Genomic DNA, 25,111 nt, shown 5'->3' with positions numbered 1-25,111 from the left:
CAATCATGGCAAAAAACAAAAAATTATTCGAGTATCTTTCCCAGCATGCGGAAACCATCAGTTCAACGTGGTATGAAACAATCGAGGAGACTGACCCCAATTCCATTTATGCCTCAACAGACCCTGTTGTCATTCACAATTTAAAGAGCCAGAATCTTGCCTTTAACTATAAAATAAACCGTATTTTTATAGATGATGAGGACGTATACTTGCCTATACTGAAAGAATGGGCTTTTGAAGTCACACAGGATCAAGAGCATTTAAAAACTCCTATCCACTATATTATTCGGGAGTTTGTCAGAGTGAGAGATTTATATGTTTCCTATGTGAAAGAATTTGTCCATCTCAATCAGGATACTGTGAAAAACGAAGAAGCCGAAGACCTGTATCACGCCCTTATAAAAGCGTTTGATCTTGTGATTCATATTTTTATAGAAGAAATGTACAAAAACACAAGCCTTCAGCTTCAGGCCCAAAAAGATATGATTACTGAATTGAGCGCTCCGGTCATCGTGCTGTTTCACAGCGTCGGACTGCTGCCTTTAATCGGAGATATTGATACAGTCCGCGCCAAGCTGATTATGGAAAACACACTGCATCAATGTGCGAAAAAAAAGGTGACACAACTGTATATTGATTTGTCAGGAGTAGCTGTGATTGATACGATGGTTGCCCATCAGCTGTTCAGTCTGATTGAGGCGCTTCGTTTAATCGGTGTTTCTTCAACTTTGTCTGGAATCCGTCCGGAAATCGCGCAAACAGCGGTTCAGCTAGGTTTGTCTTTCGAAGGTATTTCCTTGAGATCCACTCTCGCTTCAGCAATTGCATCGGACTTAAAATTAAAAAAGGTATAAGGCTTAAGGCCTTATACCTTTTTGATTAATCATTCCATTGATACGTCCAATATATTTCTTCTTCAAACCATGTTGCCATAACAGGTTCATTATTTTTCAATTTCTCTTCAAGCTCTCTGAGCATGCCTTCTGTTTGTGTGCGGTGAGCTCTTAACGCATTCATTTTAATATCAGCTACTTCTTTGATATCAAGTACGACATCAGCTTCGCCGAGAACCTCTTCTCTGTTGCGGGTAATGGCCATGCAGAGCGTGCGCGGACGTTCTTCTTTCTTTTTGCGATATAATGCACGGATAACCGCTTCCCCGCATGCATCATGGTCAGGGTGCACACCGTGTCCGGGATAAAATGTGACAATTAAACTTGGTTTTACATCATCTATGATCTCTTCCATGATATCAGCTAAATACTCATCGTCTTCAAATTCGAGCGTTTTGTCACGGAGTCCAAGCATACGAAGGTCATTGATATCCATTTCTTTGCAAGCATTGATGAGCTCTTGTTTTCTTAGCAGCGGCAACGTTTCCCGGTTCGCGAAAAATGGATCGCCCATATTTCTGCCCATTTCACCTAAAGTAGCGCAGGCATACGTAACGGGAATGTCTTTTTTTCTGTTTAAGGCAATGAGGCCTGCCACTCCATATGATTCATCATCAGGGTGAGGCAGGATTACTAGTACATGTTCTTTCATTATTATTCACCCTTTTCTTTAAACTGTGAACGGTTTTTCGCTGATTTGCAGAGAAATAGCCAGTTTACCGCCCGGCAGGTGTCCCGCCATTAATAAACGGTTTTCTTCATCTACCGTGTATTCAGTCAAGCCTTCAGCATAAATCCAGCCTTCTTCTGTTTTCAAGCCAACGCGGTAAGGCCCGTTGCCTTTGATTTTTGCCTGATGATAAGTGACTTTTGCATTGCGGATATACGCAACAACCGTCATGTTCTTTTCATTTAAATGCGCTGAATAAGAACCTGTGGTGGTTTCTAAATGGATATATACAGGGCGGTCCGCATATCGTTCTAAAGATGCTTGCACATCTTCTTTTATGATCGCTTTCATGATTGCTCCCCTCTTTCTTCTTTTAAATACTCTGCACGTTCTGTATGTAATTTGACCAGCTGATATTTCACAGCCGGTTCGAGCTGTGAATTCACAATGCGCTGAATCGCGGCAAAATATTTTTCCAGCATCGGTTTTCGGAGTCTTGGATGTGTTCGTTTATCCAAGAGCTCAAGATCAATCGCCTCTGCTACCGCTTCTGCGTCATCATGTGCGAGAGATCGGTTATTCCAAAGTGAAGCATAGGCTTTCACTATCTCTTTAACATTGTCCATCGTCTTGCTCCTTTATGTCTTACATACATGAAATGATTATACATAATATATGCATCAGCTGAAAAGCCAAAGGCCTCAATGGCTTTTTGACGCCCGTTTCCACTTCACTTGTGAAAACGTAAACAAGATCAGCGCAGCCCATATACAGCTGAATGTAAAAGCCTTCGAGCTTGAAAATGGCTCATGGTAAACAAACAGCCCGATCAGAAGGGTAATGGTCGGCGCAATATATTGTAAGATACCGACTTGATACAGTGGCAGCCGTTTCGCTCCTTCCGCAAACAATAAGAGCGGCAAAGCCGTAAACACACCGGCCAAAAAGAGAAGCAGCCACGTCCCTCCGCTTTCTGCACCCGCTGGCTGAACATGTCCGCTGAACAGCAAATACCCTAATGCAATCGGCATAATCATGAATGTTTCCAGCGTTAAACCGATGGCGCTCGGCAGGCTTGTTCTTTTTTTGCTTAACCCGTACAGCCCAAAGCTGAATGCGAGGAGAAGCGCAACATAAGGAATGGAGCCGTATTGGAACGCCGAGATGATGACACCGGCTGCCGCAATCGAAACGGCCACTAATTGCAGGCGATTCAGTTTTTCCTTTAAAAATAAAATCCCAAGGAGCACTGATACAAGCGGATTAATGTAATAGCCAAGACTAGCCTCAAGCAAAAAGCCATGGTTTACAGCCCATATGTATACAAACCAGTTGATCGAAATCAGGATAGAAGCAAGAAATAAAGAAAGGATCCCTCCGTTCTTTTTCAGAGAGCGCAGCTCCTGCCATCCTATTTTCCATTGCCGCAAGAAAAAAAGTACGATACACATAAAAACAAAAGACCATATAATACGATGAGCCAAAATATCAAGAGCCGGCAGCTGTTCGAGAAGCTTCCAATAGAGCGGAAACAGGCCCCACATGATAAAGGAAACGGCTGTGTAAATAACGCCTTTTTTTGTTTCTGAATATTGCATTTATATCCCTGCCTTTCTTTAGACCATCTTATATTATATCACGTGAAAGATCTGGCGGGCATATACTATTTTGTCCGTGAAGAAAGGATGTGAAGACAATGTTTGAGTGGAACAAGTACTTTCCTTTCCACAATCAATTTTCTAAAGAAGCATTAAAAAAAGCTGATCCGAAAGAAGTTGAAACGTATGTCAATCGTGTGATGGAAAGTGTGTTCGGCAGTGATTATGCGGCTCAATTTCCTTTCCGCGATCCTCTCCCCCAAAAAGAACAGCCCGCCAAACCTGATGTCAAACCTGATATTGATATATTCGAAACTGCAGACCATGTGTTTGTAAAGGTGCCAATCAGCGAAGAATGGCTGGAACAAGTGAGAATCAAACACACATCTCACGAATTATGGTTGGAAAACTTCCCAAGAGCAGATCATCCGAAAAAAGTAAATCTTCCTTGTTTAGTCAAACGCAAAGGAACAAAAGCCGTCTATAAGGATGGCCTTCTGGAAGTCATGTTTCAAAAGCAGCAAGACTACAATATGTCCGAGGTAGAAATCATCCGATAAAAAACGGCCTGCAATCGATGCAGGCCGTTTTTATTAATAGAAGCCGGGATATCCCCCGTATGGCACGCCGGCACCAAAACCGTACGGACCGCCTCCGTATCCATAAGGGCCAGGAGGATAGGCATAGGGACGAGAATAGTTAAACAGCGCACTCCCGAGAAAACCGCCTAATAAACCGCCAACTAGAGGAGCGCCAAACAAAAAAGGACTACGCGCCGGATATCCGGCTGGACCTGGGATTCCGCGATAATACGAATGATGAGGGTACATGATTTTTTCCTCCTTTATGTCTGCCTATACGTAAAGTATTCAGCAAGGAAGAAAAACGATTGGGCTACGGACTGTCTATGATTGTTACATCACAAGCCCTGCCAATAACACACAGCCGAGTCCTGTAACCGAAAGAACTGTTGTAAGCAGCGTCCAGGTTTGAAATGTTTCTTTCATGCTCAAGCCGAAAAATTCCTTTACCATCCAAAATCCTGCATCATTTACATGACACGCAATGACACTGCCGGCTCCTGTTGCAAGCACCATTAACGCGGGGTTTACACTGCCAGCCTCCATAAGCGGAGCTGCCATTCCCGCTGTGGTAAGCGCAGCCACGGTAGCAGAGCCTAGACACAGACGCAGAACCGCGGCGATGGTCCATGCAACGAATAGCGGCGACATGTTTGTTTGGCGGAAAAAATCAGCGACATAATCGCCGACCCCGCCGTCAATCAGATCTGCTGATTTCCTGCATAGGTATTTTACGGGCATATCCCATCGTATAGAGTGCAAGCAACAGCGAAATGAGCATTGCCGTTCCCGGAGTGCCGATAAATTCTATAATGTCTTTTCCTTTTGAATGTTCATTCAATAATAAAGAAAAAACTGTTGCCATTGCCATAAAGATAACCGGGAATAAAGACGTGACAGCACTGATCGCAAAGCCCGGTGTTTCATCCAGCTGAAATTCTTTCCTCGGTCCTAACCCCGATAAGTTTCCATGCTTTTGATACGCACCAGGAAACCGTTTCATCGCAAATTTATTAAATAAAGGCCCGGCAATCACAGTTGTCGGAACAGCGATGATGATTCCAAAAAGCAGCACCTGGCCAATATGGGCACCGTATGCAACTGAGATAGCAGTTGGAGCAGGATGCGGGGGCAAAAATCCGTGAGTAACATTTAAGGCGGCGGCCATCGGGATTCCCAGATACAGAAAAGGCATTTTTAATTCTTTAGCAATCGCGTAAACAATCGGTATCAACAGAACAAGACCCACTTCAAAAAACAGCGCAATACCGATGATAAAAGAGGCAACTACAACCGCCGCCTGTATTCGTTTCCTCCCGAATTTGTCAATCAGCGTAATGGCAATCCGGTAGCCGCCCCCAGCATCAGAGACAAGCCTCCCAAGCATCGCGCCAAGTCCAAACACTAAAGCTAAATGCCCCAGCTGCCCGCCAATTCCAGTCTCAATTGAAAGAACAATTTTATTGATATCCATTCCAAGTCCGATGGCTACTAAAAATGAAACGACAATCAGTGAGACAAAGGTATTTAATTTTACTTTAATAATGAGAAATAACAGAATCAGCACTCCGACAGCTACAATTAAAATCGGCATGGAACCCCCTCCAAAAGTGTTTTATATGATTCTCGCGACATTGTTTCGGCGCTTTTCATGCCTAAATTAATAGAAAACGCTTTTATTTTAAATAACAACGTCTTGGTTATATGATTGTTATCTTTTGATCAACTAATATGTTCATACTAATCTCCTAATCAATGACTGTCAATCGTTTTTATGAGCTTGTCTCGATTATCTACCGCCTAACCTATGATTCATTAGTTATATGTTGATTAACTTTTGGTTATATGTTATGTTTTTTAAAGTTGACTGCCAATCATTATATCTCTCCATTGTCTGAAAGCAAACGAGACAATATGAGAACAGACGGATAACAACTTCACAAGAGGAGGAGTACACATGCCATTATTGCGTTTTGATGTAATTGAAGGCCGTGACGAAAAATCGCTGCAATTGTTATTAGATACTGCTCACCAAGCGATGGTTGAAGCGTTTGGTGTTCCGGAAAGAGACCGTTATCAAATTGTCCATCAGCATCCCGCAAACGAGCTTATAATCCAAGATACGGGATTAGGGTTTCAGAGAACCAAGGATATGGTCATCATTAGCATGACAAGCAAAGCAAGAACCGAAAGCCAAAAGGAAAAATTGTATGCTCTGCTTGCTGAAAGGCTAGAAGAAAAATGCGGAATTTCCCCTGAAGACCTAATGGTATCTATTACTGAGAATGGTGACGCAGACTGGAGTTTTGGTCTCGGTGAGGCGCAATTTTTGAATGGAAAACTATAAGATTTCGTCTCCCCACAAAAAAAAGAAGAGAGAGCTCCAAAGAAGCTCTCTCTTTTTTCATAAATGCGGAAGTCATCAGTATAGAAGCATCCAGCAATACGAAAAACCTGGATCTCCTTTTATATCCGGTTTAAATGCCAATTGGAAGCTGACTGGGTTTTGGCCGAAAATATAAAATTTTGCTGATTTGCATAATAAGATACATCATAATCCCCATTTACAATAGGTTGGATGTTATAGCTTATTGATCATTTCCTATTTTTATATATCCCCTTCATATGCACATGACAATTTTGCCAATCCGGAAATGTCAGTCTGACAAATATAAAAAGTCATGTAAACGGGTGTGAACCGTACTTACATGACTCACCATGGAAACAAGTGCGCTTTTTCAGACGCCGCTTTCCTTATTTCTCTTCTTCACACACTGTGTCACCAGGCTCGCAAAATTGATCGGCCCATGCCTGCATCTCTTGAAATACAGCTTGAAGCGCTGTTCCTTTTTCAGTCAGCGTGTAGATGACTTTGACCGGCGTTTCAGGGAGAACCTGCCGTTCGACAATCTCGTTTTGTTCAAGCTCCTTCAAGCGCTCTGCCAACATTTTTTGGCTGATCATCGGTATTGTTTCCGTTATCTCTTTAAACCGTTTCGGCCCATCCATTAGCACATGGATGATCAGACCGTTCCATCGTTTTCCCAGCAATGAGAATGCGGATTCCATTTTAGGGCACATCGTATTTCCCACAAGCCTTCATCCCTTCATCTATTGATTGACATGTATTCAATGATCCATTACAATAATCTTTCAAGTTACATTTAGTAAGCTTCTAACTTTTCTATTATCATACCACGTTTATCCGAAGGAGGAAACACTATGACGAATACTCTGGATGTTTTAAAAGCACGTGCATCTGTAAAGGAATATGATACAAATGCCCCGATCTCTAAGGAGGAGCTGACTGAGCTATTAGACCTTGCCGCTAAAGCGCCTTCCGCTTGGAACCTTCAGCATTGGCATTTTACAGTATTCCACAGCGATGAATCAAAAGCTGAGCTTCTTCCTGTAGCGTATAATCAAAAACAAATCGTTGAGTCTTCTGCTGTTGTTGCCATTTTAGGCGATTTAAAGGCAAATGAAAACGGTGAAGAAGTTTATGCTGAATTAGCAAGCCAGGGCTATATTACGGATGAAATCAAACAAACATTGCTCGGCCAAATCAACGGTGCTTACCAAAGCGAGCAATTCGCACGTGATTCCGCTTTCTTAAATGCTTCTTTAGCTGCTATGCAGCTTATGATTGCCGCAAAAGCAAAAGGTTATGACACTTGCGCAATTGGCGGATTTAACAAAGAGCAGTTCCAAAAGCAATTCGATATCAGTGAGCGCTATGTTCCGGTTATGCTTATTTCAATCGGCAAAGCAGTGAAGCCTGCCCATCAAAGCAACCGCCTGCCGCTTTCAAAAGTATCAACTTGGCTGTAAGGATATGAAAAACCTTAGTCCGAAATACGGACTAAGGTTTTTTTATACAATCGCCTCTTTGTACCATTCACGAGCCTGTTCAGCTTCATGCTGAGTCAGCTGATGGCCCCCGTCCTGCCAGTAAACGGAGGCAGATGCCCCGCTGTCACGCAAATAGCGGTAAAGCTCTTCTGATTCTTCCTTCGTGCAAAGAGGATCGTATTTCCCGGCACCGATAAAAACAGGGAGCCCCGCCATATCAGGCAGCTCGATACCCCGAATCGGAACCATTGGATGATGCAGAATAGCCCCTTTTAACACATCTTTATAATGAAAAAGCAGGCTTGCCGCAATGTTTGCGCCGTTTGAATAACCGACTGCAATCACTCGGCCGCGATTAAACTGATGCGTTTCTGCAGCCTCGTCGATAAAATCTTTCAATTCTCTTGTCCGCACCACAAGATCCTTTTCATCAAAAACTCCTTCACTCAGACGTTTGAAAAATCGCGGCATTCCATTTTCAAGCACCGATCCTCTGACACCAAGCAAATGGGCATCAGGGTCTATAAACCGCCCCAATGAAAGCAGATCGTGTTCATTACCGCCCGTGCCATGCAACAGCAAAAGTACGTTGTCAGATGTTCCTTTTTCATAAATATGCTTCATTATAAATTCCCCCTTTTAAAGTTCAGGTAAAACGTCTGTAATTTGTTGTCTATGTTTCTCCAGCCATTCAGGCAGTTTTAAGGAAGTTCCTAGCTCAGCAAACGTTTCATCTGTCATAAAGCCCGGTTCATCTGTGGCAATTTCAAATAAGATACCGCCTTTCTCCCTGAAATAAACTGATGTAAAGTATTCCCTGTCGAGAATTTCTGACGAAGGCAGATGGTTTTCAGCAATAATCGGCAGCCATTTCGCCTGTTCCTTTTTCTTAGTCCGAAACGCTACATGGTGTACCGTACCATATCCTCCGACTCCTCTTTTTTCAGGATGTAAATGGACATCAATGACACCGCCGGCGGCCGCTGAGGATGCCAGTCTGACAATCTGGTCTTCTTCGGCCACTTTGGTGTATCCAAAGCTTTCCGTTAACAATTGTATGGTCGCCTGCGGGTCGTAGGAATATAGCAGCACACCTTTCATTCCCGTAATTGCTTCATTTGTTGTGATCCCGTCAGGCGTCCACTCGCTTTTGCCGCTTTTCGCATCCTCCATGATCGCCAGCGGAAGGTCTTCTGTATCATCAAAAATAAGACCTTTTTCACCAAACAACGTTTTTTCCTCTAGGCTCAGCCCGCTTTTCTCAAGACGCTCCTTCCAAAAAGACAGGGAGCCTGAGGGAACTGAAAAGTACACCCGGCCCGCTTGGCCTTTTCCTACCGTTCCCTGTCCGCTTCCTTGGAACGGAAAAAAGGTCATTATTGTACCGGGATCTCCGTTTTGATTCCCAAAGTAAAAATGATACGTCCCGGGATCATCAAAGTTTACTGTTTTTTTAACAAGTCTGAGCCCAAGCACTTCTGTATAAAATCGCAAGTTTTCTTGCGGATCTCTGGCGAATGCTGTGACATGGTGCAATCCTTCTGTTTTCATTTTCTCACTCCTATTTATCTCGATTTCAAGATATTTATTATTTTAAACCTTTATTGAAAAGGATGCAAACCATGTGTTTTGTTTAAATAATTGAAAAAATCATTTTTTTCTAATAATTATCTTGTGATCTTTTCTAACAACTGCTATTATAGTGAGCATTATCATGTTTCAGGAGGAAAGTAAATGGTTAAAAAAGCACTTATTGTTATTCTCATTCTTTTGCCATTCGTTCAGCTCGCGCTTTTGCCGCTTGTGAATCGAATAGAACCGATTATGTTCAGCCTGCCGTTTTTCCACTTTTGGCTGCTGCTGTGGATTATTGTTACGCCGTTATGCTCGTTTGGCATTTATCAGATGCAAAAAAAAGATGGAGGACTTGAATAATGCAAGGGAATCTGACTGCACTTCTCATTACTTCTATTATTGTTTTAACCGTTGTCTGTATCGGCTTTCTCGCCGGAAGAGACAAATCCTCGCGCACTTCTGTGGAAGAATGGTCTGTCGGCGGCAGACGCTTCGGCGGTCTTCTCGTCTGGTTTTTAGTAGGCGCTGACCTTTATACGGCCTATACTTTCTTAGGGTTGACCAGTACTGCTTTTACAGGCGGAAGTGTTGCATTTTTCGCCATTCCTTATTCTGTGTTGGCCTACTTTATCGCCTACTTCTTCTTGCCAAAACTTTGGAAAGTTGCGAAAATTCATAAATTAACAACACTCGCGGATTATGCCCGGGAACGTTTTAACAGTAAGCTTTTGGCAAGCCTCGTTGCCATCGTTGGGGTACTCATGCTTATTCCGTACATATGCCTTCAGCTGAGCGGCATTCAAGACACGCTTCAGGTTGCCGGCACTGGCTATATTAACGTAAAATTCGTTGTGATCATTTCATTTATTCTTGTTGCTCTTTACACATTCTTCAGCGGGATTAAAGGGCCCACATATACAGCCATCATTAAGGACATTTTAGTATGGGTCATTATGCTGTTTATGGTGGTGTCCCTCCCTCTCATTCATTTTAACGGCTGGACGCCAATGATTGACACGTTAGTGAAGGAAGCGCCGCAAATGCTGACGATACCGTCAGAAGGGCCAAAAGGCATTCCTTGGTTTATCACAGCATCTATTGTTTCCGCTCTGGCACTTTTTATGTGGGCACATGCCGCTACAGGTGTTTTCACGGCGAAAAGCGCTGATGCAGTAAGAAAAAACAGCATGTTTTTACCTCTTTACAATATTGTGTTAATTTTGGTCATTTTTCTTGGCTTTATCGCCTTTCTTGTTCTGCCGGAAGATACAAATCCAAGACTCGCGCTGCTGCATTTGATTCAAACATCTTACGGCGGCGTGGCACAAGGTTTTGCATATGCCACTATCGCTCTTGCTTCATTAATACCTTGTTCCATTATGGCAATCGGCGCATCGAATTTATTCGCCAACAACCTATACCGGGATTTGATTCATCCGAATGTGTCGCAAAGCAAGCTTACTCTTGTCACACGTTCAATGGTCTTTGTTGTCATCGGTCTCGCGCTGCTGTTTGGAATGCTGTTCCCGACTGCCTTAGTGACACTCCAGCTATTAGGTGTATCCGGCATGGTGCAAATCTTCCCGGCGATTGCTGTCAGTCTATTCTGGAAGCGTCAAACGAAAGAAGCGACAGTTATCGGATTATTAGTCGGCCTTGCGGTTACGTTTATTGTGTATACCACTCAATCCGCACATGGCATTTATGAAGGATTCTGGGGATTGGCCGCCAACATGATCGCTGTGGTGATCCTGAATCCGCTGTTCGTTAAAAACGCGGGATCCAATCCTGTCATTGAAGGTTTATTTGGCAAAAAACAAGACGCTAATCCAAATCAAAAGGGTGCATAAAAAAACCATACGCGGCAGCCGCGTATGGTTTTTTTACATTTCTTTTTTCAGTGTTTCAATTGCCTTTTCCATTTGCGTATCATTATCAGACAGCTTCTTTTGAAGTTCTATCATTAATTTCGTTGTTGTATCGCCAGTCAGTATGCCTGTTTCTTTCAGCTCCTCTTTTTTCTGGAACTGTTTGACGACAGATACAAAATCCTGGTCATACGTACTGTTAACGTTTACCTTGTAACCAAGTGCTTTGAGCATTTTCTGAGCCACTTTGACGTTTGTGCCTGTATCACCTGATTTGTACGTTTTATCTGCGTCCAAATACGGCAGCTTCGCGTAATCAGGCAGCTCAGCTTTCACTTGAGGCTTGATGCCTTTTTTGTGAATCCATTCGCCGTCAGCAGTCAGCCATTTGGCAACTGTCAGTTTGACAGTAGAGCCATCATCATATTCTTTTGCCGTTTGCACTGTACCTTTTCCGAATGTCGTCTCGCCGATTAACGGTACGTTTGACGATTCATGAAGGGCAGCGGCCATAATTTCGGCTGCGCTTGCTGTACCGTCATTTACTAAAACGACGGTCGGCTTGGTCACTTTCCGTTCTTTTTCGGCCTTCATGACTTCTTTTGAACCGTTTTTGTATTCAACCTGCATGATGTTTTTCCCTTTATCAATGAACAGGTTGCTCATCGTAATCGCCTGTTCCATTAAGCCGCCCGGGTTGCCTCTCAAGTCTAAAATATAGCCTTTGGCGCCTTTTTTCTCTAAACCGTCAATCGCATCTGTCAGTTCTTTAGCTGTTGTTTCAGAGAAAGAAGTGATTTGAATTTCTCCAATGTTGTTGTCTTTCATCTCTGAATAGACAGTCTCTACAGGAATGGTATCGCGCTTAATGGAAAGATCGATATTCCCCACTCCCGCTCTGTTCAGTTCAAGCTTCACCTTTGTGCCCTTTTTGCCTCGGATTAAAGCGACGGCTTCATTTACATTCATGCCTTTTACGCTTTTTCCATTTACCTTAATGATTTGGTCCCTCGGTTTGATACCGGCTTTTTCAGCAGGTGAACCTTTAATTGGGGATACAATAAGGATTTCTCCGTCTTTCTCCTCTACTTGGGCTCCGATTCCTTCAAAAGATGCTGAAATCGTCTCGTCGAATGATTTCGCTTGCTCTTGATCCATATATGTAGAATACGGATCATCCAGTGATTGAATCATTCCTTTAATTGCTCCGTCTACTAATTTGTCATCATCTGTTTTTTGGTAATAATCACTTTTGATTTGCTCATACGCTTTATTTAATTTGTCGAACTTGCTGTCTCCTGTGCTTGTTGATTTTTGGCCCAGGATACTGGAATTGCCCGTAATAAATAAAGTAAGCGCCGAAGCGACAACTGCAGTGATCAGCACAATAAAAAACAGTTTTAATTGCCGTTTCAATTAAACACCACCTTTTTCTTCTTACATTATTATCATGGACGAATTCTTATTCGTCAACTCGGAGCAGAAATGAAAGAGAAACGCCCTTCTTTTCCTTTTCATAAACCTATGTCTTTATACGACATATGATAAGGAAAAAGGAGGATTCGATATTGAGCCGATATTTAGAAATGCTGTCCTTATTCGGTGTCGCAGGGGCGCACCCAGGCGGGCTGGCTTTTTCAAAAGCGGTCTTGCAAAAGGCTGCACCCTCTCCGAATCAGCCGATTCTTGATGCCGGATGCGGAACAGGGCAAACGGCGGCTTATTTAGGACATTTGCTGTATCCTGTAACAGTCGTTGATAAAGATCCTATTATGCTTGAGAAAGCGAAAAAAAGATTTGCGAATGAAGGGCTTGTCATCCCTGCATACCAGGCGGAGCTGGAACATCTCCCGTTTTCTTCTGAGTCCTTTTCCTGTGTCCTGTCAGAATCGGTCCTCAGTTTTTCACGCCTGACATCCTCTCTTCAAGAAATTTCAAGAGTTTTAAAACCCGGCGGGATGCTGATCGGTATCGAAGCTGCTTTAAAAAAACCGATGCCCCCTGCAGAAAAGAAGCAAATGATGGATTTTTACGGATTTACTTGCTTACATGAAGAAAGCGAATGGCATAAACTCCTAAGATCCTATGGCTTTCAAAAAACAGAAGCGATGACACTTCTTCCGGAAGACATGGAATTTGAACCAACCACAGAAATGGATTTATCGCAAACGATTGATCCCATCTATTACGATACGCTTCAAACTCATTATCAGCTCATGCAGTTATATAGTGAGTACATGGGTCATTGTATTTTTATCGCGTACAAGTAAAACGGCGTATCGCCCCCTGTTTTCGTCCAACCTTTTTTTCCTATCTATCATATGCTGATAGAAAGTCAGGATAGGAGGGGAACAATATTGGAGAGATATTATCATCTTTGCAAAAACCATCAAGGTAAAGTCGTCAGAATTACAGAGAGAGGCGGGAGAGTTCACGTCGGCAGAATTACCCGTGTAACAAGAGACAGAGTTTTTATAGCTCCGACCGGCGGAGGGCCAAGAGGTTTCGGTTACGGATATTGGGGCGGTTATTGGGGATACGGAGCAGCTTACGGGATTTCCCTCGGTTTAATTACAGGGGTCGCTCTTGCTGGTTTATTCTTCTGGTAAGCATAGAACAAATGCTAGATTCACCAGACACAATGAAGCCCGCTTATCTAGTGTAAGCGGGCTTTTCATTTTAAATTTTCTTCACTTTTTCAAAGTACTCTTCTAGCGTTAAATCATTATCTTGGATGACCTTTGCGGCTTTTTTGCCTACATAGCGCAGATGCCATGGCTCATATTCATATTTCGTGATATCTTCTTTATTTTTCGGATAGCGAATGATAAAGCCATATTTATAAGCATTGTCCTGCACCCATTTCCCGTCTGCCGTGCTTCCGAACGCTTCATTTAGCTCAAAGCCATTGCTCCGGCTCGAAATGTCCATCGCAAGGCCTGTTTGATGCTCGCTTTCACCCGGGTAAGCGACCGCTTCCTTTGCCTTCTTTTCCCCTTTTAGGCTTACTTCATTGTCAAAAATGACTTTCTGTCTGTCATACGAACGGTACCCTGAGACAGCTGCCAGTTCATAGCCTTCCTTTTTGGCAGCATCGAACATTGTTTTTAATGCGTCGGCCGCTTCTTTTCTGATGTAACGTTTTTGAATCTTTTCTTCAAAAGAAAACTCTACATCAGGTATGACAAGATCGCTAGGTTCATAGTTTCCGGGCAGTGCATATTGTTTATTGACAAGCGCGAGTATATTTTCTGGATTTTGAATGGTTTCCAGACCATCGACTTTTTTAATATCATTGAAATACTGGCTTTCCAATGAAAACTCACTGTTTTGAGTGTTTGATTTTTTGCTGTCAGCTGTTTTTTGTTCTGTTTGCTTTGTTTCTGCTGTGGTTTTCGTATCCTTTTGAGCATCACCGTTCGACATGCTGCAGCCGGCTCCGACTATTGCCGTTACACTCAGAGCGGCAGCCAGTGAGAACCATTTACCGGACTTTTTCATATTACATTACCTTCCTTTTATCAATCGTTTCCGCATTCATAAAGAAGAGGCTGCCGGCACCCAGCACGCCTCTTGATATATTTTATTGTGATACGGAATGTAAAGCCACTTCTATCATATCATGAAATGTCGTTTGACGCTCTTCCGCTGTCGTTTCTTCTCCTGTTAATACGTGATCACTCACGGTGAGAATTGACAGGGCTTTTCTTCCGTGCTTCGCTGCTAATGTATACAATGCAGTTGTTTCCATTTCAACGCCAAGCACACCGTATTTTGCAAGTTTTTCAATTTGCGAATCGTCGTTGTAGAACTGGTCAGCTGTAAATACGCTTCCTACAGTCACCGGCACACCTTTATCCTTTGCGGCATCATAGGCATTTTTTAAAAGCTCGAAATCTGCGCAAGGCGCAAAATCAATGCTTCCAAAAGCGACTCTGTTCATTTGTGAATCAGTTGAGGAGGTCATCGCCAAAATGACGTCTCGCACTTTGACATCTTTACGAATAGCGCCGCAAGAACCGACTCTTATTAGATTTTGCACATCGTAGCTTTGAATTAATTCATTCACATAAATTGAAATAGACGGAACACCCATTCCCGTGCCTTGTACTGAGATTTTTTTACCTTTATATGTACCCGTAAATCCATACATGCCTCTGACTTCATTGTAGCATTCTACATTTTCAAGATACGTTTCTGCAATAAATTTTGCTCTGAGAGGATCTCCCGGCAAAAGCACTGTATCCGCAATTTGTCCTTTTTCAGCACCTATATGTACACTCATCTCATATCCTCCTGTAAATCTAAATTATCATCCAGCCCGTCAATTTTACAACGAATGTCATGATGAAACAAACTTCAGCATTGATTATAAAGGAATATGTCGAAAAAAGAAATGTTCGAGGATCTGTTAGGCACTTCCTCAGAAAAACGGATAATCGGGGTGTTAATTTGAAAACCTAACCGCAGGAAGGAGGGGTGGGACATGGGTAAAAAACATCGCAACCGGATCACAGGCCAAAAAAAGAACAATCATATACCTGAAAAAGATATCATTGCAGCTGAAGAAGCACACGGGAAAGAATATTCCGCTGCCAAACGCAAGCCTTAAAACTGTAGAAAACTGCGGGTTTCCGCAGTTTTCTTTTCATTATGTCGTTTGTACAATCAGACGATTGATTTTCCTCCAGCCGGCGGGAAGCAGTTGATAATATGTTTTCCCTTTTCTGCCTTCATCAATCAGGATCACGTCCCCTGTGGCCATAAATCTTGCATCATAATCACTCGGAACAGTGTCGAATACATTAAACAAAGAGAATGCTCTTTTCAGCACGTCTTGATGATCGCTCCCGTTCAGTTCAGTTCGATAGACGGCTCTGTAGCCCTTTTTTTCGCCAAACCGGGGTGTCTGAAATATTGTCACGTCATAGGAACAAGACTTCTTTTTAAACACGGATAACATCATCAAGATCCCCTCCCTTTTATTTCTTTAACATATTGGCGTTTTTGCTGTGTTTTCCTCTCTCTATTTTTGTCGAAACCGCTTAATCTTTTCGTCAAAACCTTTTACTAGGAAAAACAGAAGCAAGCCGAGGCTAAAGCCGCCTAACACATCTGTCACAAAATGAACCCCCAGATAGACTCTGCTTATGCCGACCAAAACAGCAATTACACCGGCTATGATATATACCATTTTTTTATGCTTGGACAAAAACGGGAGGTGTTTCACTAAAAAGTAAGCAATAACAGGATAGACACAAGCAGCATTCATGGAATGGCCGCTCGGAAAACTGAAGGATGATTCATGAACCAGCGGTGCAAAATCAGGCCTCACTCTTTCGATCCATTCTTTTAAGACTTTGTTTAACAGCCGATCTGTGCCGAATACTAAGAGCATCAACAGGCCGTCCCATGTTTTTCTGTAGAAAAACATGCCTGCTCCAATGATGACAATTAGAGGGAGCAGAAAAGAAGAAGCACCAAGATGCGTGATCCCCGTCATGACTTCATTAAGCCATGGCTGACGGATCAAAACAGCTGCCTTGCTTATTGCTTCATCTGCAGATTGAACAGCATTTGTATGAATGGCCGCAGCTAGAATGAGAAAGAAAAGAAACAAACTAACGGGCTTGTACAATTTAACCACCTCAATTTTCACAGAAGTCATAGAACATGAATAATAAAACCGGAGCTGACAACTCCGGTTTTAAGCCTCATTCATCTTCATCCAGCTCTTCATCTATCATACATTTTTCTATCAAATAATCAAAGGTGATATCAGCGATTTCAAACAGCTCATCCTCACTCGGTATGTAGCCCCGTCTTGCAAGCTCTCTGTAAAAAAATTCAGCGATTTCTTCCGTATCAATCACAAGATCTATTTCTTTCATCTCCGTACCGCCTCCTTTTTTATGTTTTATGAAAAAACAGGCTGAATTATACCCGGTGTTCTAAACAATTCTTTCAGTCATATATTGAATAAAAAACGAGCCATGGGAGGCTGACGCTATGATTGCTAAAATGATGGAAGCACTGGACGGAGAAAGATTTGATATCATAATGGAAAAAACGCTCAAAGGAATGACGCGTGTGATGATTTGGGGCTGTCTGCCATATTTTTTATATGTCTTGATCCGTATGTTCACAAACTAACTGAAATGCTCTTTTAAACTTTCCAAAACAAACATCATCATGTCTTTATATTCTTCATCATGAAACATTTCGTACAGAATTTTGTAGTCATTATAAATATCCAGAAGCTCATCAACAATTGACACAGCAAGGATGTGAAGGGTATCTTGATCTTCATCATCGCCTTCAAACTGAAGAAGAGCAGACGATGCGATATCTTCGCCGATCTCATGGCCAGTTTCTCCGACATAATGGACAAACAACAGCTGATGCACAAACTGGTCCATTTCATATTTTCTAAGCACCAGCGTGAGATCCTCTTCCTCCGTTTCAAGCCACTCTCCATCCTTTAAACGGGTCAGCTCATAAATGATATCTTCCCAGCCATCTTCCAAATATCTCCAAATTTCTGTTCTATGGCCGATAATGCGAAAGAGTTCTTTTCCATAGTCTTTTACATAAACAACGTCCCCAATAAGGAATTCATACTCAATATCAAGCTTTTCCATGTCGACAATAACACCCTCATAATCTTTATAAAGCTGAATAGATGATTCAAAGTATAAAACTTCGTTATGATTGACTTCATAAAGATAGTGTTTATCAATTTGGTGTACTTTTGTGATGGTGCCGACTGTTCCATACATAATGACGACTACGATATCCCCTACTTGGAATTTCGGTTTATTTTGCTTCATGGTGTCTCCCCCTCGCCGCAACATTTCTCATACGCTATCGTATGCCAGGTGAAGCCAATTCGCATGGGCATGAAAACCAAAGGAAATATCCAATTATGGTATGGGGGACATAAAAAAATCCGCAGTGATCTGCGGATGAAACAGCTATTATCTGCCGTGCACTTCAGACTCGTATTGATCCCAAGCTTCATCAAACGTCGCCATCGTGTGAAGGTAATCAGCATTCAGCTCCAAATATGAACTGATTTCATGATAATCGGTTGATGTTTTTGGAAAGCTGTGATCCTCATACGCCTGATTGGCAAATTCACTGATGCTGTCCTTCGGCTTAGGGTGTCTGTATTTCAATAAATAGTGATAAAAGGATTTCATGGGTTTCCCCTCCTGGTGTCTGTCTTTTGTTGTTCTATTATACAGTTCAAGTGTAAAATTACAACAAAAGAATACTGAAACATGACTCAGGAGAAGTCAAAATAGTTGCGTTTCAAAATTCTTTCTGTCTCCATGAGCTGCTGATATGTCAGGCTTTCAGGCAGTTTTTTTGTTTGAATTAAAAGCAGCTGATCCTCAATCTCCTTAACCGTGTTTTCCTCTTGATAGGTCATACCGCAGGAAGAACATACCATGGCAGGGGTGTCTGTCAGTTCTATAGCCCTCGTTCCATCAGGGAGCTCCCAGTACACCGTGTTCCTGCCGGGCACCGCTTCAAGCTCGCCGCACCATTCGCATGTTTTCATGAAGAATCCCCTCCGCATTCAGTCTCTTTCTGTTTTTTCTGCTGCGCCAAAAATTTCTTTTCTTTGAGCTGATCTCTTTTCTCACGCCGATCTTTTAATGTTTCATGCTCCGGATTTGCGATGTATGCCTCTCTCCTTTTGATTCTGTCTACATTTTCAGGTGTAAACGAAACTTCTTTGTCAGCAAAAATGGCACTCAGCCCGATCGGCTCCTTTTTGTCAGCGGTTTCAGGGAAAACGGACTCAAAATAGGCGTCTGCCTGATTGGGGATATAATTCTCTGGTTCCGGATATGACGTAATCACACCTTCAAAATTTCTTAAGATCACTTTGTCAGGACTTTGTGACAGGACATAGTTTGGCTGCAGGGCGATTTTACCGCCGCCGCCTGGTGCGTCAACGACAAAGGTAGGAACCGCATAGCCTGAGGTATGACCTCTCAGCCCTTCAATGATCTCCAAACCTTTGGAAACAGGAGCTCTGAAATGCCCAATTCCTTCTGACAGATCACATTGGTAAATATAATAAGGACGGACTCTGATTTTTACCAAGTCATGCATGAGCTTTTTCATAATTGGAACCGAATCATTAATACCTGCTAATACGACAGCCTGATTTCCGACCGGCACTCCCGCGTTCACCAGCTTTTCACATGCCTCAACGGATTCTTCTGTCATTTCGATGCTTGTGTTAAAATGGGTGTTCAGCCAGACCGGATGATATTTTTTCAATATCTCGCACAGATGATCGGTAATGCGCTGCGGAAAGACGACGGGCGCTCTTGTTCCGATTCTGATGACTTCCAGATGCGGAATGCTGCGCAGCTCTTTTAAAATATATTCTAAAATTTGGTCGTTGATGAGCAGCCCATCACCGCCTGAAATTAAACAATCGCGGATTTCAGGTGTTTCCCGGATATAAGCAATTGCAGCATCAAGCTGTTTTTTGGGGACTCCCATTCCGATTTGACCGGAAAAGCGCCTTCTTGTGCAGTAGCGGCAGTACATGGAACATTGATTCGTGACAAGAAACAGCACACGGTCGGGATAGCGGTGTGTCAGACCGGGTACCGGTGAATCTTCATCCTCATGAAGCGGGTCTTCCAGATCGTATTTTGTTTTGTGCATTTCTTCAGAAAGCGGCACAGACTGCATGCGTACCGGGCATCTCGGATTGTCGGGGTCCATTAAAGAAGCATAGTAAGGTGTAATATTTAAGGGGATCGTTTTGGTAGAAATTCTGACGCCTTCCTCTTCATCCTCGGTCAGATTGATGACTTTCTTTAAATCATCTAACGTTCTTACAGTGTGTGTCAGCTGCCAAAGCCAATCGTTCCATTTCTCTTCCGGAACGTCCTTCCATAACTCGATCTCCTTCCAATGCCGTTTCGGTTTATACCATTTGTTTTTCAAACGAACTCCTCCTCGCGCATATTTTGACTTACAGTTGCTTGCACCAAATATTCATGTTTTCAAGGCCTTCGGCTATAAAGCAATTATTGATCAGCCTTCCGCCATACTGATAACCTGAATGGTACAACACAGCATTCATCCCAAAAGACGAAGCACGGGCGAGAGAAAACACATGAAAGATATCCTTTCCAGCCATTTCTTTTTCTAACGCCTCGATTAAAAAGCTTGTTAACGAATGGCCGCGATATTCCGGCAGCACAGCGCAATCGGTTATTTCTGCATGCCCAAGCTCTGGATTGATTTCTGCGCTTGCTGCGCTGATCAGGCGGTCATGATCAAGCATGATATAATACACCGTATTTGCATTCATCGTCTTTTCAATATAAGCGGGATCAAATACCGGGGTTGGGTACGTGCGGAATACTTTTTTATACAGCATCGATAGCTGGTACATGTCGTTTGTTTCTGCTTTTCTCATCGTAAAAACGGGTGTACTGTCGTTGCGAAGACGGGGCGCTGTGCGATATATGGCTTCGATGATCTCCTGTTCCTCTGTATAAGAATCTGTTTGTCTTCGGCTTTCTGACAGATAACGTACCATGACACAAGCCGAATGGCCGAGATAATAGCCCTTTAGATAGCCCTCCGGCGCAAATAATTGTTTGACAAGCATTGGCTCATCATGCTGCTTCGCATAGACGATGATTTTTTCTGCATTCTCTTCTTTTGCCGCTGCCACGATATCCGGCAGAACCTTCTCAATGGCTCCGTCATAACGGACCACTCTGATTCGTTTATTAAAACCGTCATGGTCCAAAACTGCTGTGACACCGCTACTCTTTATTGACTTGAGCATCCGCATCCTCCCCATCTGTATGAAGCCCGCACCAATCCATGACAAAAAGTGCAATAATTTTAGCAGATTCTATCATGGCTTCAACCTCAATGTATTCATTGGCCTGATGAGCCGTTTTTGTTTCCCCCGGCCCGAAAACGATTACTGGTGTATCTCCTGCATGGTACAAAAGCCCTCCATCCGTTCCCCACGGGGAAGCCTCAATAATCGGCTCTGTCTGTTTCATTTTTTGATAGGCTGATTGCAGCACAGAAATTAAAGGGTGATCATCAGGTAAATCATTCGGCAGCCATTGAGCGCCAAACCATTCGACTTGTACGGGATGGCGTTTAAACCATTCGTCATGGTATTCTAAATCCTTCAGCCAGTTTTCCAATTCAAGTTTTACAGCTTCTGGTTTCTCATGGGGAGCAATTCCGCATCTCCCCTCTATGACGACACGGTCTGCAACTGAAGATGGCCAGGCACCGCCTGAGATGGTGCCGATATTCACCGGTACCGGTATTGGGATATTGTCATACAGCGGATCTGAAATTCTCGCATTGCGGACTTTCTCCAGCTCTTGTATCGCTGTGATAACGTGCATGCTTTTTTCAATCGCGCTTACCCCTTCATAGCGTGTGCCCCCATGTGCGGATAATCCCTTCACAGTGATCCGAAACCACATCGATCCCTGCTGCTTAATAAATAGTTTCATATTCGTCGGTTCAGGAATCAGCGCCCCGTCAGCACGATAGCCTCTCATGATGGCGGACAGTGTACCGGCGCCGCCGCACTCTTCATCTACAACACTCTGAAACAATACATCTCCCTTCAGTTTGACATCGCAGGCGTGCAGGGCTTCTAAAGCAAAAAGAAGGGCTGTATTGCCTCCCTTCATATCCGTTGAGCCGCGGCCGTATATTTTACCGTTTTCTTCGACAGCTTGATACGGTTCATACTTCCAATCCTTTACGCTTCCTTCAGGCACAACATCGATATGACCGTTCAAAATCAGGGACCTGCCTCCGCCGGCTCCCGTTTTTTTAGCCACGATATTCGGGCTCTCATGAAAATCGGATCGGTTAGATTTAAAGTAGGGATGCTGTTTTAATTGCTTTATGCTTGGCTCCCATACATCAATGTCCATATGAAATTGCCGCAGCTTTTCAAGCACAACAGCTTGGGCGTTAAACTCTGACCCCAATGTGCTTTTTTCCCCAATCAGCCTTTTGAGAAGACGAATGGCTTTGGCCGAATGCTGATCAAGCCACTCGATTACTTTTCTTTCAATGTCTTGCATCCTCATTCCCCCTCTTAAGAAAAAGGCATATCTATTTTGATTTCAGCTTCTGTCAGCCTCGTCACCTCATCGATTGTCGAGCCATTCATCAGCTCTTTTAAAATGAAGTGATGGCTATCGACCTCAAGAACCGCTTTTTCGGTAATAATCAAATCTACACAGCCTGCAGCAGTTAATGGCAGCGTACATCTTTCTGTTAATTTAGGCCTTCCCTTTTGATCTGTATGACTCATGACGACAACCACTTTTTTCGCTTTTTGGGCAAGCTCCATCGCCCCGCCCATACCAGGCACCTTTTTTCCCGGAACAAGCCAATTTGCCAAATCTCCTGATTGGCTCACCTGCAGGGCGCCTAAAATCGTAATGTCAATTTTGCCTTTTCTGATCATCGCAAAAGACATGGTCGTATCAAAATAAGACGCCCCTTTTACAGCGCGGACAGGATATCCCGCGGCGTTGCATAAATGCGCATCCTCTTCTCCCTTTTCGGGACTTTCTCCAATGCCAAGGACACCGTTTTCCGCTTGAAACATGACCTGCATGTCAGGCTTCAAAAAGTTCGGTACCAAGGATGGGATACCGATACCGAGATTCACAATCATGCCCTGCTTAATTTCAGTAGCAGCGCGTTTTGCAATCTGTTCTCTTTCTGCTACTCCCAAGCCCATTTCCACTTCACTCCCTCGCTTCGTACAACCCCCTCAACAAAAACCCCCGGTGTGACAATCATTTCTTCAGAAATCTCCCCCATCGGAACGATACGCTCAGCTTCGGCAAAGGTTCTCCTGGCGGCCATTGCCATAAGCGGATTCATATTGCGCGCGGTTTTGTCATACGTTAGATTGCCGAATTCATCTGCAATGTAAGCATTGATAAAAGCAAAATCAGCCGTCAGCGCCTCTTCAATCAAGTATCGTTTTCCCGCCACTGTTACGATGTCCTTTTTTTCGCAAACCATTGGATTATCAATGCCCACATCGGTTAAAATACCGCCAAGTCCCGCTCCGCCAGCGCGAATCCGTTCCGCAAGCGTTCCCTGAGGTGAAAATTGAACCTCTAACGTCCCCTCTGTCATCTGTTTTCCGGCTACAGGATTGGAACCGATATGCGAGGCGATCAGGGTTTTGACCCGTTGATTAACAATAAGCGGGCCGATCCCGATATCCGGGAAACCGGCGTCATTGCAAATCACAGTTAAATCCGTTACACCGCTGTCCAATATCGCTTCAATCAATGAAGGAGGCGACCCGACTCCCCCAAAACCGCCAAACATCAGAACCGATCCATCCCGAACATCTGCAATTGCTGTGTCAATGCTGATTGCTTTTTGAAATGGCGCCATTTAATGTCAATCCTTTTTTAAGTTTTTTTCGACCGCTGCAACTGTTTCTGAAAAAATAGAGATAAGCTCTTCCATTTCACCATCTGAAATGGTAAAAGGAGGAGCAATAATGACAGCATCTCCTTCTCCACTGTCTATTCCAGCTTTGGAAGGATAAACAATCAGCCCGCGTTTTTTCGCCTCGCTGACAATAAGCTGGGTTACCGCCTGCTCTGGCGGAAACACTTTCTTCGTTTTTTGGTCTGCCACAAATTCAACGCCTAATAGCAGTCCTTTTCCGCGCACATCACCTATAATGCCGCTTTGAGATGCCGCCTCATCAAGCTTTTTCTTCAGCACAGCGCCCTTTTTTTCTGATTGTTTGATCAAGCCGTGCTTTAACACATATCGCAAAACTTCAAGAGCAGCTTTGGCTGAATAGGGATGTGCACTATATGTGTGACCGCTCATAATCACACCTGACCCTTGTTTTATCGTTTCAATAATAGAATCAGATACGACGGCAGCGGCAATAGGTGCATACCCCGCACCGAGTCCCTTCCCCAGTACAGCAATATCAGGTACGGTGTCCCAATGCTCTGTCGCGAGCATCCTTCCTGTTCTCCCAAGCCCCGTCATCACTTCATCTGCAATAAAAAGCACATCGTGTGTGCGGCATACCTCACTTAATCTCTCATAATATCCCGGAGGCGGAGTAATCGCTGCTCCTGCAGCACCAATAATAGGCTCAGCCACAAAGCCGGCGATGAATTGGCTTCCGATTCTTTTGATCATAGTGTCCAGTTCATCAGCTGCAGTCTGAACAAAGTCTTCTTCCGTCTCATAATTCAGCCGATAAATATGTGGAGCTGAGATAGCTGGATACCGCTCAATGAGATGGGTGAACCGGTATCTCCTTTCATAAAAACCAGACAATGAAAGCGCTCCCAAAGTTATTCCGTGGTAACTGCTCCATCGAGACAAAAAGATGGATTTTTGTGTTTGCTTTTTTTCCTGCCAATACTGAATGGCGATTTTCATAGCTGTTTCTATCGCTTCTGATCCGCTGTTGACAAAAAAAGACCAATTCACATCTCCGGGCAGCTCCTGTGCCAAGAGAGCGGCTAATTGCTCGGCGGGCTCACTCGTAAACTGTGAGCGGTAAGCAAAAGACACCTGATCAAGCTGTTCTTTCAGCTTCTCAGTCACATCACGAACTCCGTGGCCGATATTACATGTCACCGCACCTGACGAGCCGTCGAGATATTTTTTTCCGGTCTGATCATAAACATATGAACCCTTCGCATAACTGACAACCGGATAGGCCGAGCTAAGCTCTGGCTTAATCAAATAACTGCTCATGCTCCCACCTCAAAACCCCTTTTACCATATTGTATGAGTGTCCAAATGGCGGCATGACGTTCCCCGCAAAAACTTTTTCACATAAAAAGAGCCTTCCTAATAGGGAAGGCTCTTTTGAAATTTCAGCATCTAGCAAATAAAAGCGGCTCCAACAATAATTAATAAAATGAACAAGACAACAATTAACACAAATGTATTTGTCCCGCAGCCAAATCCGTAACCGTACCCAGAGTATCCATACATGCTGTTTTCATCCTTTCTTATCACGATATAC

At 43.4% G+C, this 25,111-nt stretch carries 35 protein-coding genes and 1 pseudogene; 10 read left to right on the top strand and 26 right to left on the bottom strand.

All coding sequences use genetic code 11. The features are described from left to right. Window positions 1-5 precede the first annotated feature (5 nt). Window positions 6-854 carry an RsbT co-antagonist RsbRC gene (rsbRC, locus tag NYE22_RS11725; protein WP_070547459.1) on the top strand — a complete coding sequence of 283 codons (849 nt, stop codon included), beginning with the start codon at window positions 6-8 and terminating at the stop codon, window positions 852-854. Window positions 855-879: 25 nt separating this feature from the next. Here rsbRC and bshB2 read toward each other — a convergent pair whose 3' ends face one another. From bshB2 to rarD, 4 genes are all read right to left on the bottom strand, one after another. Further along, window positions 880-1,545, bottom strand: coding sequence for a bacillithiol biosynthesis deacetylase BshB2 (bshB2, locus tag NYE22_RS11720; protein WP_161986065.1), 666 nt, complete (start codon window positions 1,543-1,545; stop codon window positions 880-882). Window positions 1,546-1,563: 18 nt separating this feature from the next. Next, entirely contained in the window at window positions 1,564-1,914 is a 351-nt protein-coding gene (locus NYE22_RS11715; protein WP_003231213.1) for a YojF family protein, read from the bottom strand. Next, window positions 1,911-2,189 carry a hypothetical protein gene (locus tag NYE22_RS11710; RefSeq protein WP_134991226.1) on the bottom strand — a complete coding sequence of 93 codons (279 nt, stop codon included), beginning with the start codon at window positions 2,187-2,189 and terminating at the stop codon, window positions 1,911-1,913. The genes NYE22_RS11715 and NYE22_RS11710 overlap by 4 nt, the downstream gene beginning before the upstream one ends. A 75-nt stretch (window positions 2,190-2,264) precedes the next feature. Continuing rightward, window positions 2,265-3,161, bottom strand: coding sequence for an EamA family transporter RarD (rarD, locus tag NYE22_RS11705; RefSeq protein ID WP_014480033.1), 897 nt, complete (start codon window positions 3,159-3,161; stop codon window positions 2,265-2,267). Window positions 3,162-3,259: 98 nt separating this feature from the next. Here rarD and gerT point away from each other — a divergent pair, with 98 nt between their 5' ends. Next, window positions 3,260-3,721: a spore germination protein GerT gene (gene gerT, locus NYE22_RS11700; RefSeq protein ID WP_021481480.1), complete on the top strand. Its 462-nt coding sequence runs from the start codon at window positions 3,260-3,262 to the stop codon at window positions 3,719-3,721. Window positions 3,722-3,754: 33 nt separating this feature from the next. Here gerT and NYE22_RS11695 read toward each other — a convergent pair whose 3' ends face one another. Next, entirely contained in the window at window positions 3,755-3,991 is a 237-nt protein-coding gene (locus NYE22_RS11695) for a hypothetical protein (protein WP_014480034.1), read from the bottom strand. A gap of 84 nt (window positions 3,992-4,075) precedes the next feature. Beyond that, window positions 4,076-5,336, bottom strand: a pseudogene (locus tag NYE22_RS11690) (gluconate:H+ symporter). A gap of 363 nt (window positions 5,337-5,699) precedes the next feature. Between NYE22_RS11690 and NYE22_RS11685 the strand changes: the two are divergent. Continuing rightward, entirely contained in the window at window positions 5,700-6,089 is a 390-nt protein-coding gene (locus NYE22_RS11685) for a tautomerase family protein (RefSeq protein ID WP_021481482.1), read from the top strand. Window positions 6,090-6,496: 407 nt separating this feature from the next. Here the strand turns inward: NYE22_RS11685 and yodB are convergent, their stop codons facing one another. After that, a complete protein-coding gene (yodB, locus tag NYE22_RS11680) occupies window positions 6,497-6,835 on the bottom strand; it encodes a transcriptional regulator YodB (protein WP_004399427.1) in 339 nt (112 codons plus the stop codon). Between the two features lie 129 nt (window positions 6,836-6,964). On the opposite strand from yodB, the gene NYE22_RS11675 reads away from it, so the two are divergent. Then, a complete protein-coding gene (locus NYE22_RS11675; protein WP_014477092.1) occupies window positions 6,965-7,573 on the top strand; it encodes a nitroreductase family protein in 609 nt (202 codons plus the stop codon). Window positions 7,574-7,615: 42 nt separating this feature from the next. On the opposite strand, the gene NYE22_RS11670 is transcribed toward NYE22_RS11675, so the two are convergent. Together NYE22_RS11670 and NYE22_RS11665 are read right to left on the bottom strand one after the other, a co-directional pair. Further along, window positions 7,616-8,218, bottom strand: a complete 603-nt coding sequence (locus NYE22_RS11670; protein ID WP_003231194.1) for an alpha/beta hydrolase — start codon at window positions 8,216-8,218, stop codon at window positions 7,616-7,618. A gap of 15 nt (window positions 8,219-8,233) precedes the next feature. Next, window positions 8,234-9,145, bottom strand: coding sequence for a ring-cleaving dioxygenase (locus tag NYE22_RS11665; RefSeq protein ID WP_095252367.1), 912 nt, complete (start codon window positions 9,143-9,145; stop codon window positions 8,234-8,236). A gap of 183 nt (window positions 9,146-9,328) precedes the next feature. Between NYE22_RS11665 and NYE22_RS11660 the strand changes: the two genes are divergently transcribed. Together NYE22_RS11660 and NYE22_RS11655 are read left to right on the top strand one after the other, a co-directional pair. Beyond that, complete coding sequence (locus tag NYE22_RS11660) at window positions 9,329-9,529, top strand: DUF3311 domain-containing protein (protein ID WP_095252368.1); 201 nt, start codon at window positions 9,329-9,331, stop codon at window positions 9,527-9,529. Next, window positions 9,529-11,019: a sodium:solute symporter gene (locus NYE22_RS11655; RefSeq protein ID WP_095252369.1), complete on the top strand. Its 1,491-nt coding sequence runs from the start codon at window positions 9,529-9,531 to the stop codon at window positions 11,017-11,019. The genes NYE22_RS11660 and NYE22_RS11655 overlap by 1 nt, the downstream gene beginning before the upstream one ends. A gap of 33 nt (window positions 11,020-11,052) precedes the next feature. On the opposite strand, the gene ctpA is transcribed toward NYE22_RS11655, so the two are convergent. Then, window positions 11,053-12,453 carry a carboxy-terminal processing protease CtpA gene (gene ctpA, locus NYE22_RS11650; RefSeq protein WP_014480043.1) on the bottom strand — a complete coding sequence of 467 codons (1,401 nt, stop codon included), beginning with the start codon at window positions 12,451-12,453 and terminating at the stop codon, window positions 11,053-11,055. A gap of 152 nt (window positions 12,454-12,605) precedes the next feature. Here ctpA and NYE22_RS11645 point away from each other — a divergent pair, with 152 nt between their 5' ends. Then, entirely contained in the window at window positions 12,606-13,307 is a 702-nt protein-coding gene (locus NYE22_RS11645; protein WP_032725993.1) for a class I SAM-dependent methyltransferase, read from the top strand. A gap of 87 nt (window positions 13,308-13,394) precedes the next feature. Further along, window positions 13,395-13,646 (top strand): hypothetical protein, encoded by a 252-nt coding sequence (locus tag NYE22_RS11640; protein WP_014477099.1) that lies wholly within the window; start codon window positions 13,395-13,397, stop codon window positions 13,644-13,646. Window positions 13,647-13,716: 70 nt separating this feature from the next. Here NYE22_RS11640 and ldcB read toward each other — a convergent pair whose 3' ends face one another. Continuing rightward, window positions 13,717-14,538 carry an LD-carboxypeptidase LdcB gene (ldcB, locus tag NYE22_RS11635; RefSeq protein WP_014480046.1) on the bottom strand — a complete coding sequence of 274 codons (822 nt, stop codon included), beginning with the start codon at window positions 14,536-14,538 and terminating at the stop codon, window positions 13,717-13,719. Between the two features lie 82 nt (window positions 14,539-14,620). Further along, window positions 14,621-15,322: a purine-nucleoside phosphorylase gene (deoD, locus tag NYE22_RS11630; RefSeq protein ID WP_003241589.1), complete on the bottom strand. Its 702-nt coding sequence runs from the start codon at window positions 15,320-15,322 to the stop codon at window positions 14,621-14,623. A 201-nt stretch (window positions 15,323-15,523) separates the two neighbouring features. On the opposite strand from deoD, the gene NYE22_RS11625 reads away from it, so the two are divergent. Further along, window positions 15,524-15,649 carry a hypothetical protein gene (locus NYE22_RS11625; protein WP_003231174.1) on the top strand — a complete coding sequence of 42 codons (126 nt, stop codon included), beginning with the start codon at window positions 15,524-15,526 and terminating at the stop codon, window positions 15,647-15,649. A gap of 39 nt (window positions 15,650-15,688) precedes the next feature. Here the strand turns inward: NYE22_RS11625 and yodL are convergent, their stop codons facing one another. The 3 genes from yodL to NYE22_RS11610 form a co-directional block, all read right to left on the bottom strand. Beyond that, entirely contained in the window at window positions 15,689-16,003 is a 315-nt protein-coding gene (gene yodL / locus NYE22_RS11620) for a shape determination protein YodL (protein ID WP_004399431.1), read from the bottom strand. 60 nt (window positions 16,004-16,063) lie between these two features. Beyond that, window positions 16,064-16,675: a phosphatidylglycerophosphatase PgpB gene (gene pgpB / locus NYE22_RS11615; protein WP_004399336.1), complete on the bottom strand. Its 612-nt coding sequence runs from the start codon at window positions 16,673-16,675 to the stop codon at window positions 16,064-16,066. A gap of 76 nt (window positions 16,676-16,751) precedes the next feature. Continuing rightward, entirely contained in the window at window positions 16,752-16,928 is a 177-nt protein-coding gene (locus NYE22_RS11610) for a YozD family protein (protein WP_003231166.1), read from the bottom strand. A 118-nt stretch (window positions 16,929-17,046) separates the two neighbouring features. Here NYE22_RS11610 and NYE22_RS11605 point away from each other — a divergent pair, with 118 nt between their 5' ends. Continuing rightward, window positions 17,047-17,190, top strand: a complete 144-nt coding sequence (locus NYE22_RS11605) for a hypothetical protein (RefSeq protein ID WP_003231164.1) — start codon at window positions 17,047-17,049, stop codon at window positions 17,188-17,190. Here NYE22_RS11605 and NYE22_RS11600 read toward each other — a convergent pair. From NYE22_RS11600 to yoyG, 11 genes are all read right to left on the bottom strand, one after another. After that, complete coding sequence (locus tag NYE22_RS11600) at window positions 17,187-17,867, bottom strand: hypothetical protein (RefSeq protein ID WP_014480050.1); 681 nt, start codon at window positions 17,865-17,867, stop codon at window positions 17,187-17,189. The two genes, NYE22_RS11605 and NYE22_RS11600, sit on opposite strands and share 4 nt — an antisense overlap. 147 nt (window positions 17,868-18,014) lie before the next feature. Continuing rightward, window positions 18,015-18,239: a YozE family protein gene (locus NYE22_RS11595; RefSeq protein ID WP_003231160.1), complete on the bottom strand. Its 225-nt coding sequence runs from the start codon at window positions 18,237-18,239 to the stop codon at window positions 18,015-18,017. An 86-nt stretch (window positions 18,240-18,325) separates the two neighbouring features. Then, window positions 18,326-18,604, bottom strand: a complete 279-nt coding sequence (locus NYE22_RS11590) for a YokU family protein (protein ID WP_004399539.1) — start codon at window positions 18,602-18,604, stop codon at window positions 18,326-18,328. Then, a complete protein-coding gene (gene ablA, locus NYE22_RS11585; protein WP_004399420.1) occupies window positions 18,601-20,016 on the bottom strand; it encodes a lysine 2,3-aminomutase in 1,416 nt (471 codons plus the stop codon). Before ablA ends, NYE22_RS11590 begins: the two co-directional genes overlap by 4 nt. 28 nt (window positions 20,017-20,044) lie before the next feature. Next, window positions 20,045-20,872, bottom strand: coding sequence for a putative beta-lysine N-acetyltransferase (gene ablB, locus NYE22_RS11580; protein WP_342412701.1), 828 nt, complete (start codon window positions 20,870-20,872; stop codon window positions 20,045-20,047). Further along, complete coding sequence (locus tag NYE22_RS11575; protein WP_010886532.1) at window positions 20,850-22,160, bottom strand: peptidase; 1,311 nt, start codon at window positions 22,158-22,160, stop codon at window positions 20,850-20,852. The genes ablB and NYE22_RS11575 overlap by 23 nt, the downstream gene beginning before the upstream one ends. 8 nt (window positions 22,161-22,168) lie before the next feature. After that, window positions 22,169-22,822 (bottom strand): 3-oxoacid CoA-transferase subunit B, encoded by a 654-nt coding sequence (locus tag NYE22_RS11570; RefSeq protein ID WP_004399417.1) that lies wholly within the window; start codon window positions 22,820-22,822, stop codon window positions 22,169-22,171. After that, window positions 22,807-23,496 carry a CoA transferase subunit A gene (locus NYE22_RS11565; protein ID WP_032725995.1) on the bottom strand — a complete coding sequence of 230 codons (690 nt, stop codon included), beginning with the start codon at window positions 23,494-23,496 and terminating at the stop codon, window positions 22,807-22,809. The genes NYE22_RS11570 and NYE22_RS11565 overlap by 16 nt, the downstream gene beginning before the upstream one ends. Before the next feature lie 6 nt (window positions 23,497-23,502). Then, a complete protein-coding gene (locus NYE22_RS11560; RefSeq protein ID WP_161986067.1) occupies window positions 23,503-24,837 on the bottom strand; it encodes an aspartate aminotransferase family protein in 1,335 nt (444 codons plus the stop codon). Further along, entirely contained in the window at window positions 24,818-24,973 is a 156-nt protein-coding gene (locus NYE22_RS11555; RefSeq protein WP_003230835.1) for a hypothetical protein, read from the bottom strand. The genes NYE22_RS11560 and NYE22_RS11555 overlap by 20 nt, the downstream gene beginning before the upstream one ends. Next, the gene (gene yoyG, locus NYE22_RS11550; RefSeq protein ID WP_003218179.1) at window positions 24,967-25,080 is read right to left on the bottom strand and encodes a YhzE/YjcZ family sporulation protein YoyG; all 114 of its coding nucleotides are present in this window, start codon (window positions 25,078-25,080) and stop codon (window positions 24,967-24,969) included. The genes NYE22_RS11555 and yoyG overlap by 7 nt, the downstream gene beginning before the upstream one ends. Window positions 25,081-25,111 lie beyond the last annotated feature (31 nt).

Source organism: Bacillus sp. FSL K6-1560, from assembly GCF_038592935.1.
Lineage (GTDB): Bacteria > Bacillota > Bacilli > Bacillales > Bacillaceae > Bacillus > Bacillus subtilis.
The sequence above is the reverse complement of the archived record's forward strand: the minus strand, read 5'-3'. Positions and strand labels throughout refer to the sequence as shown.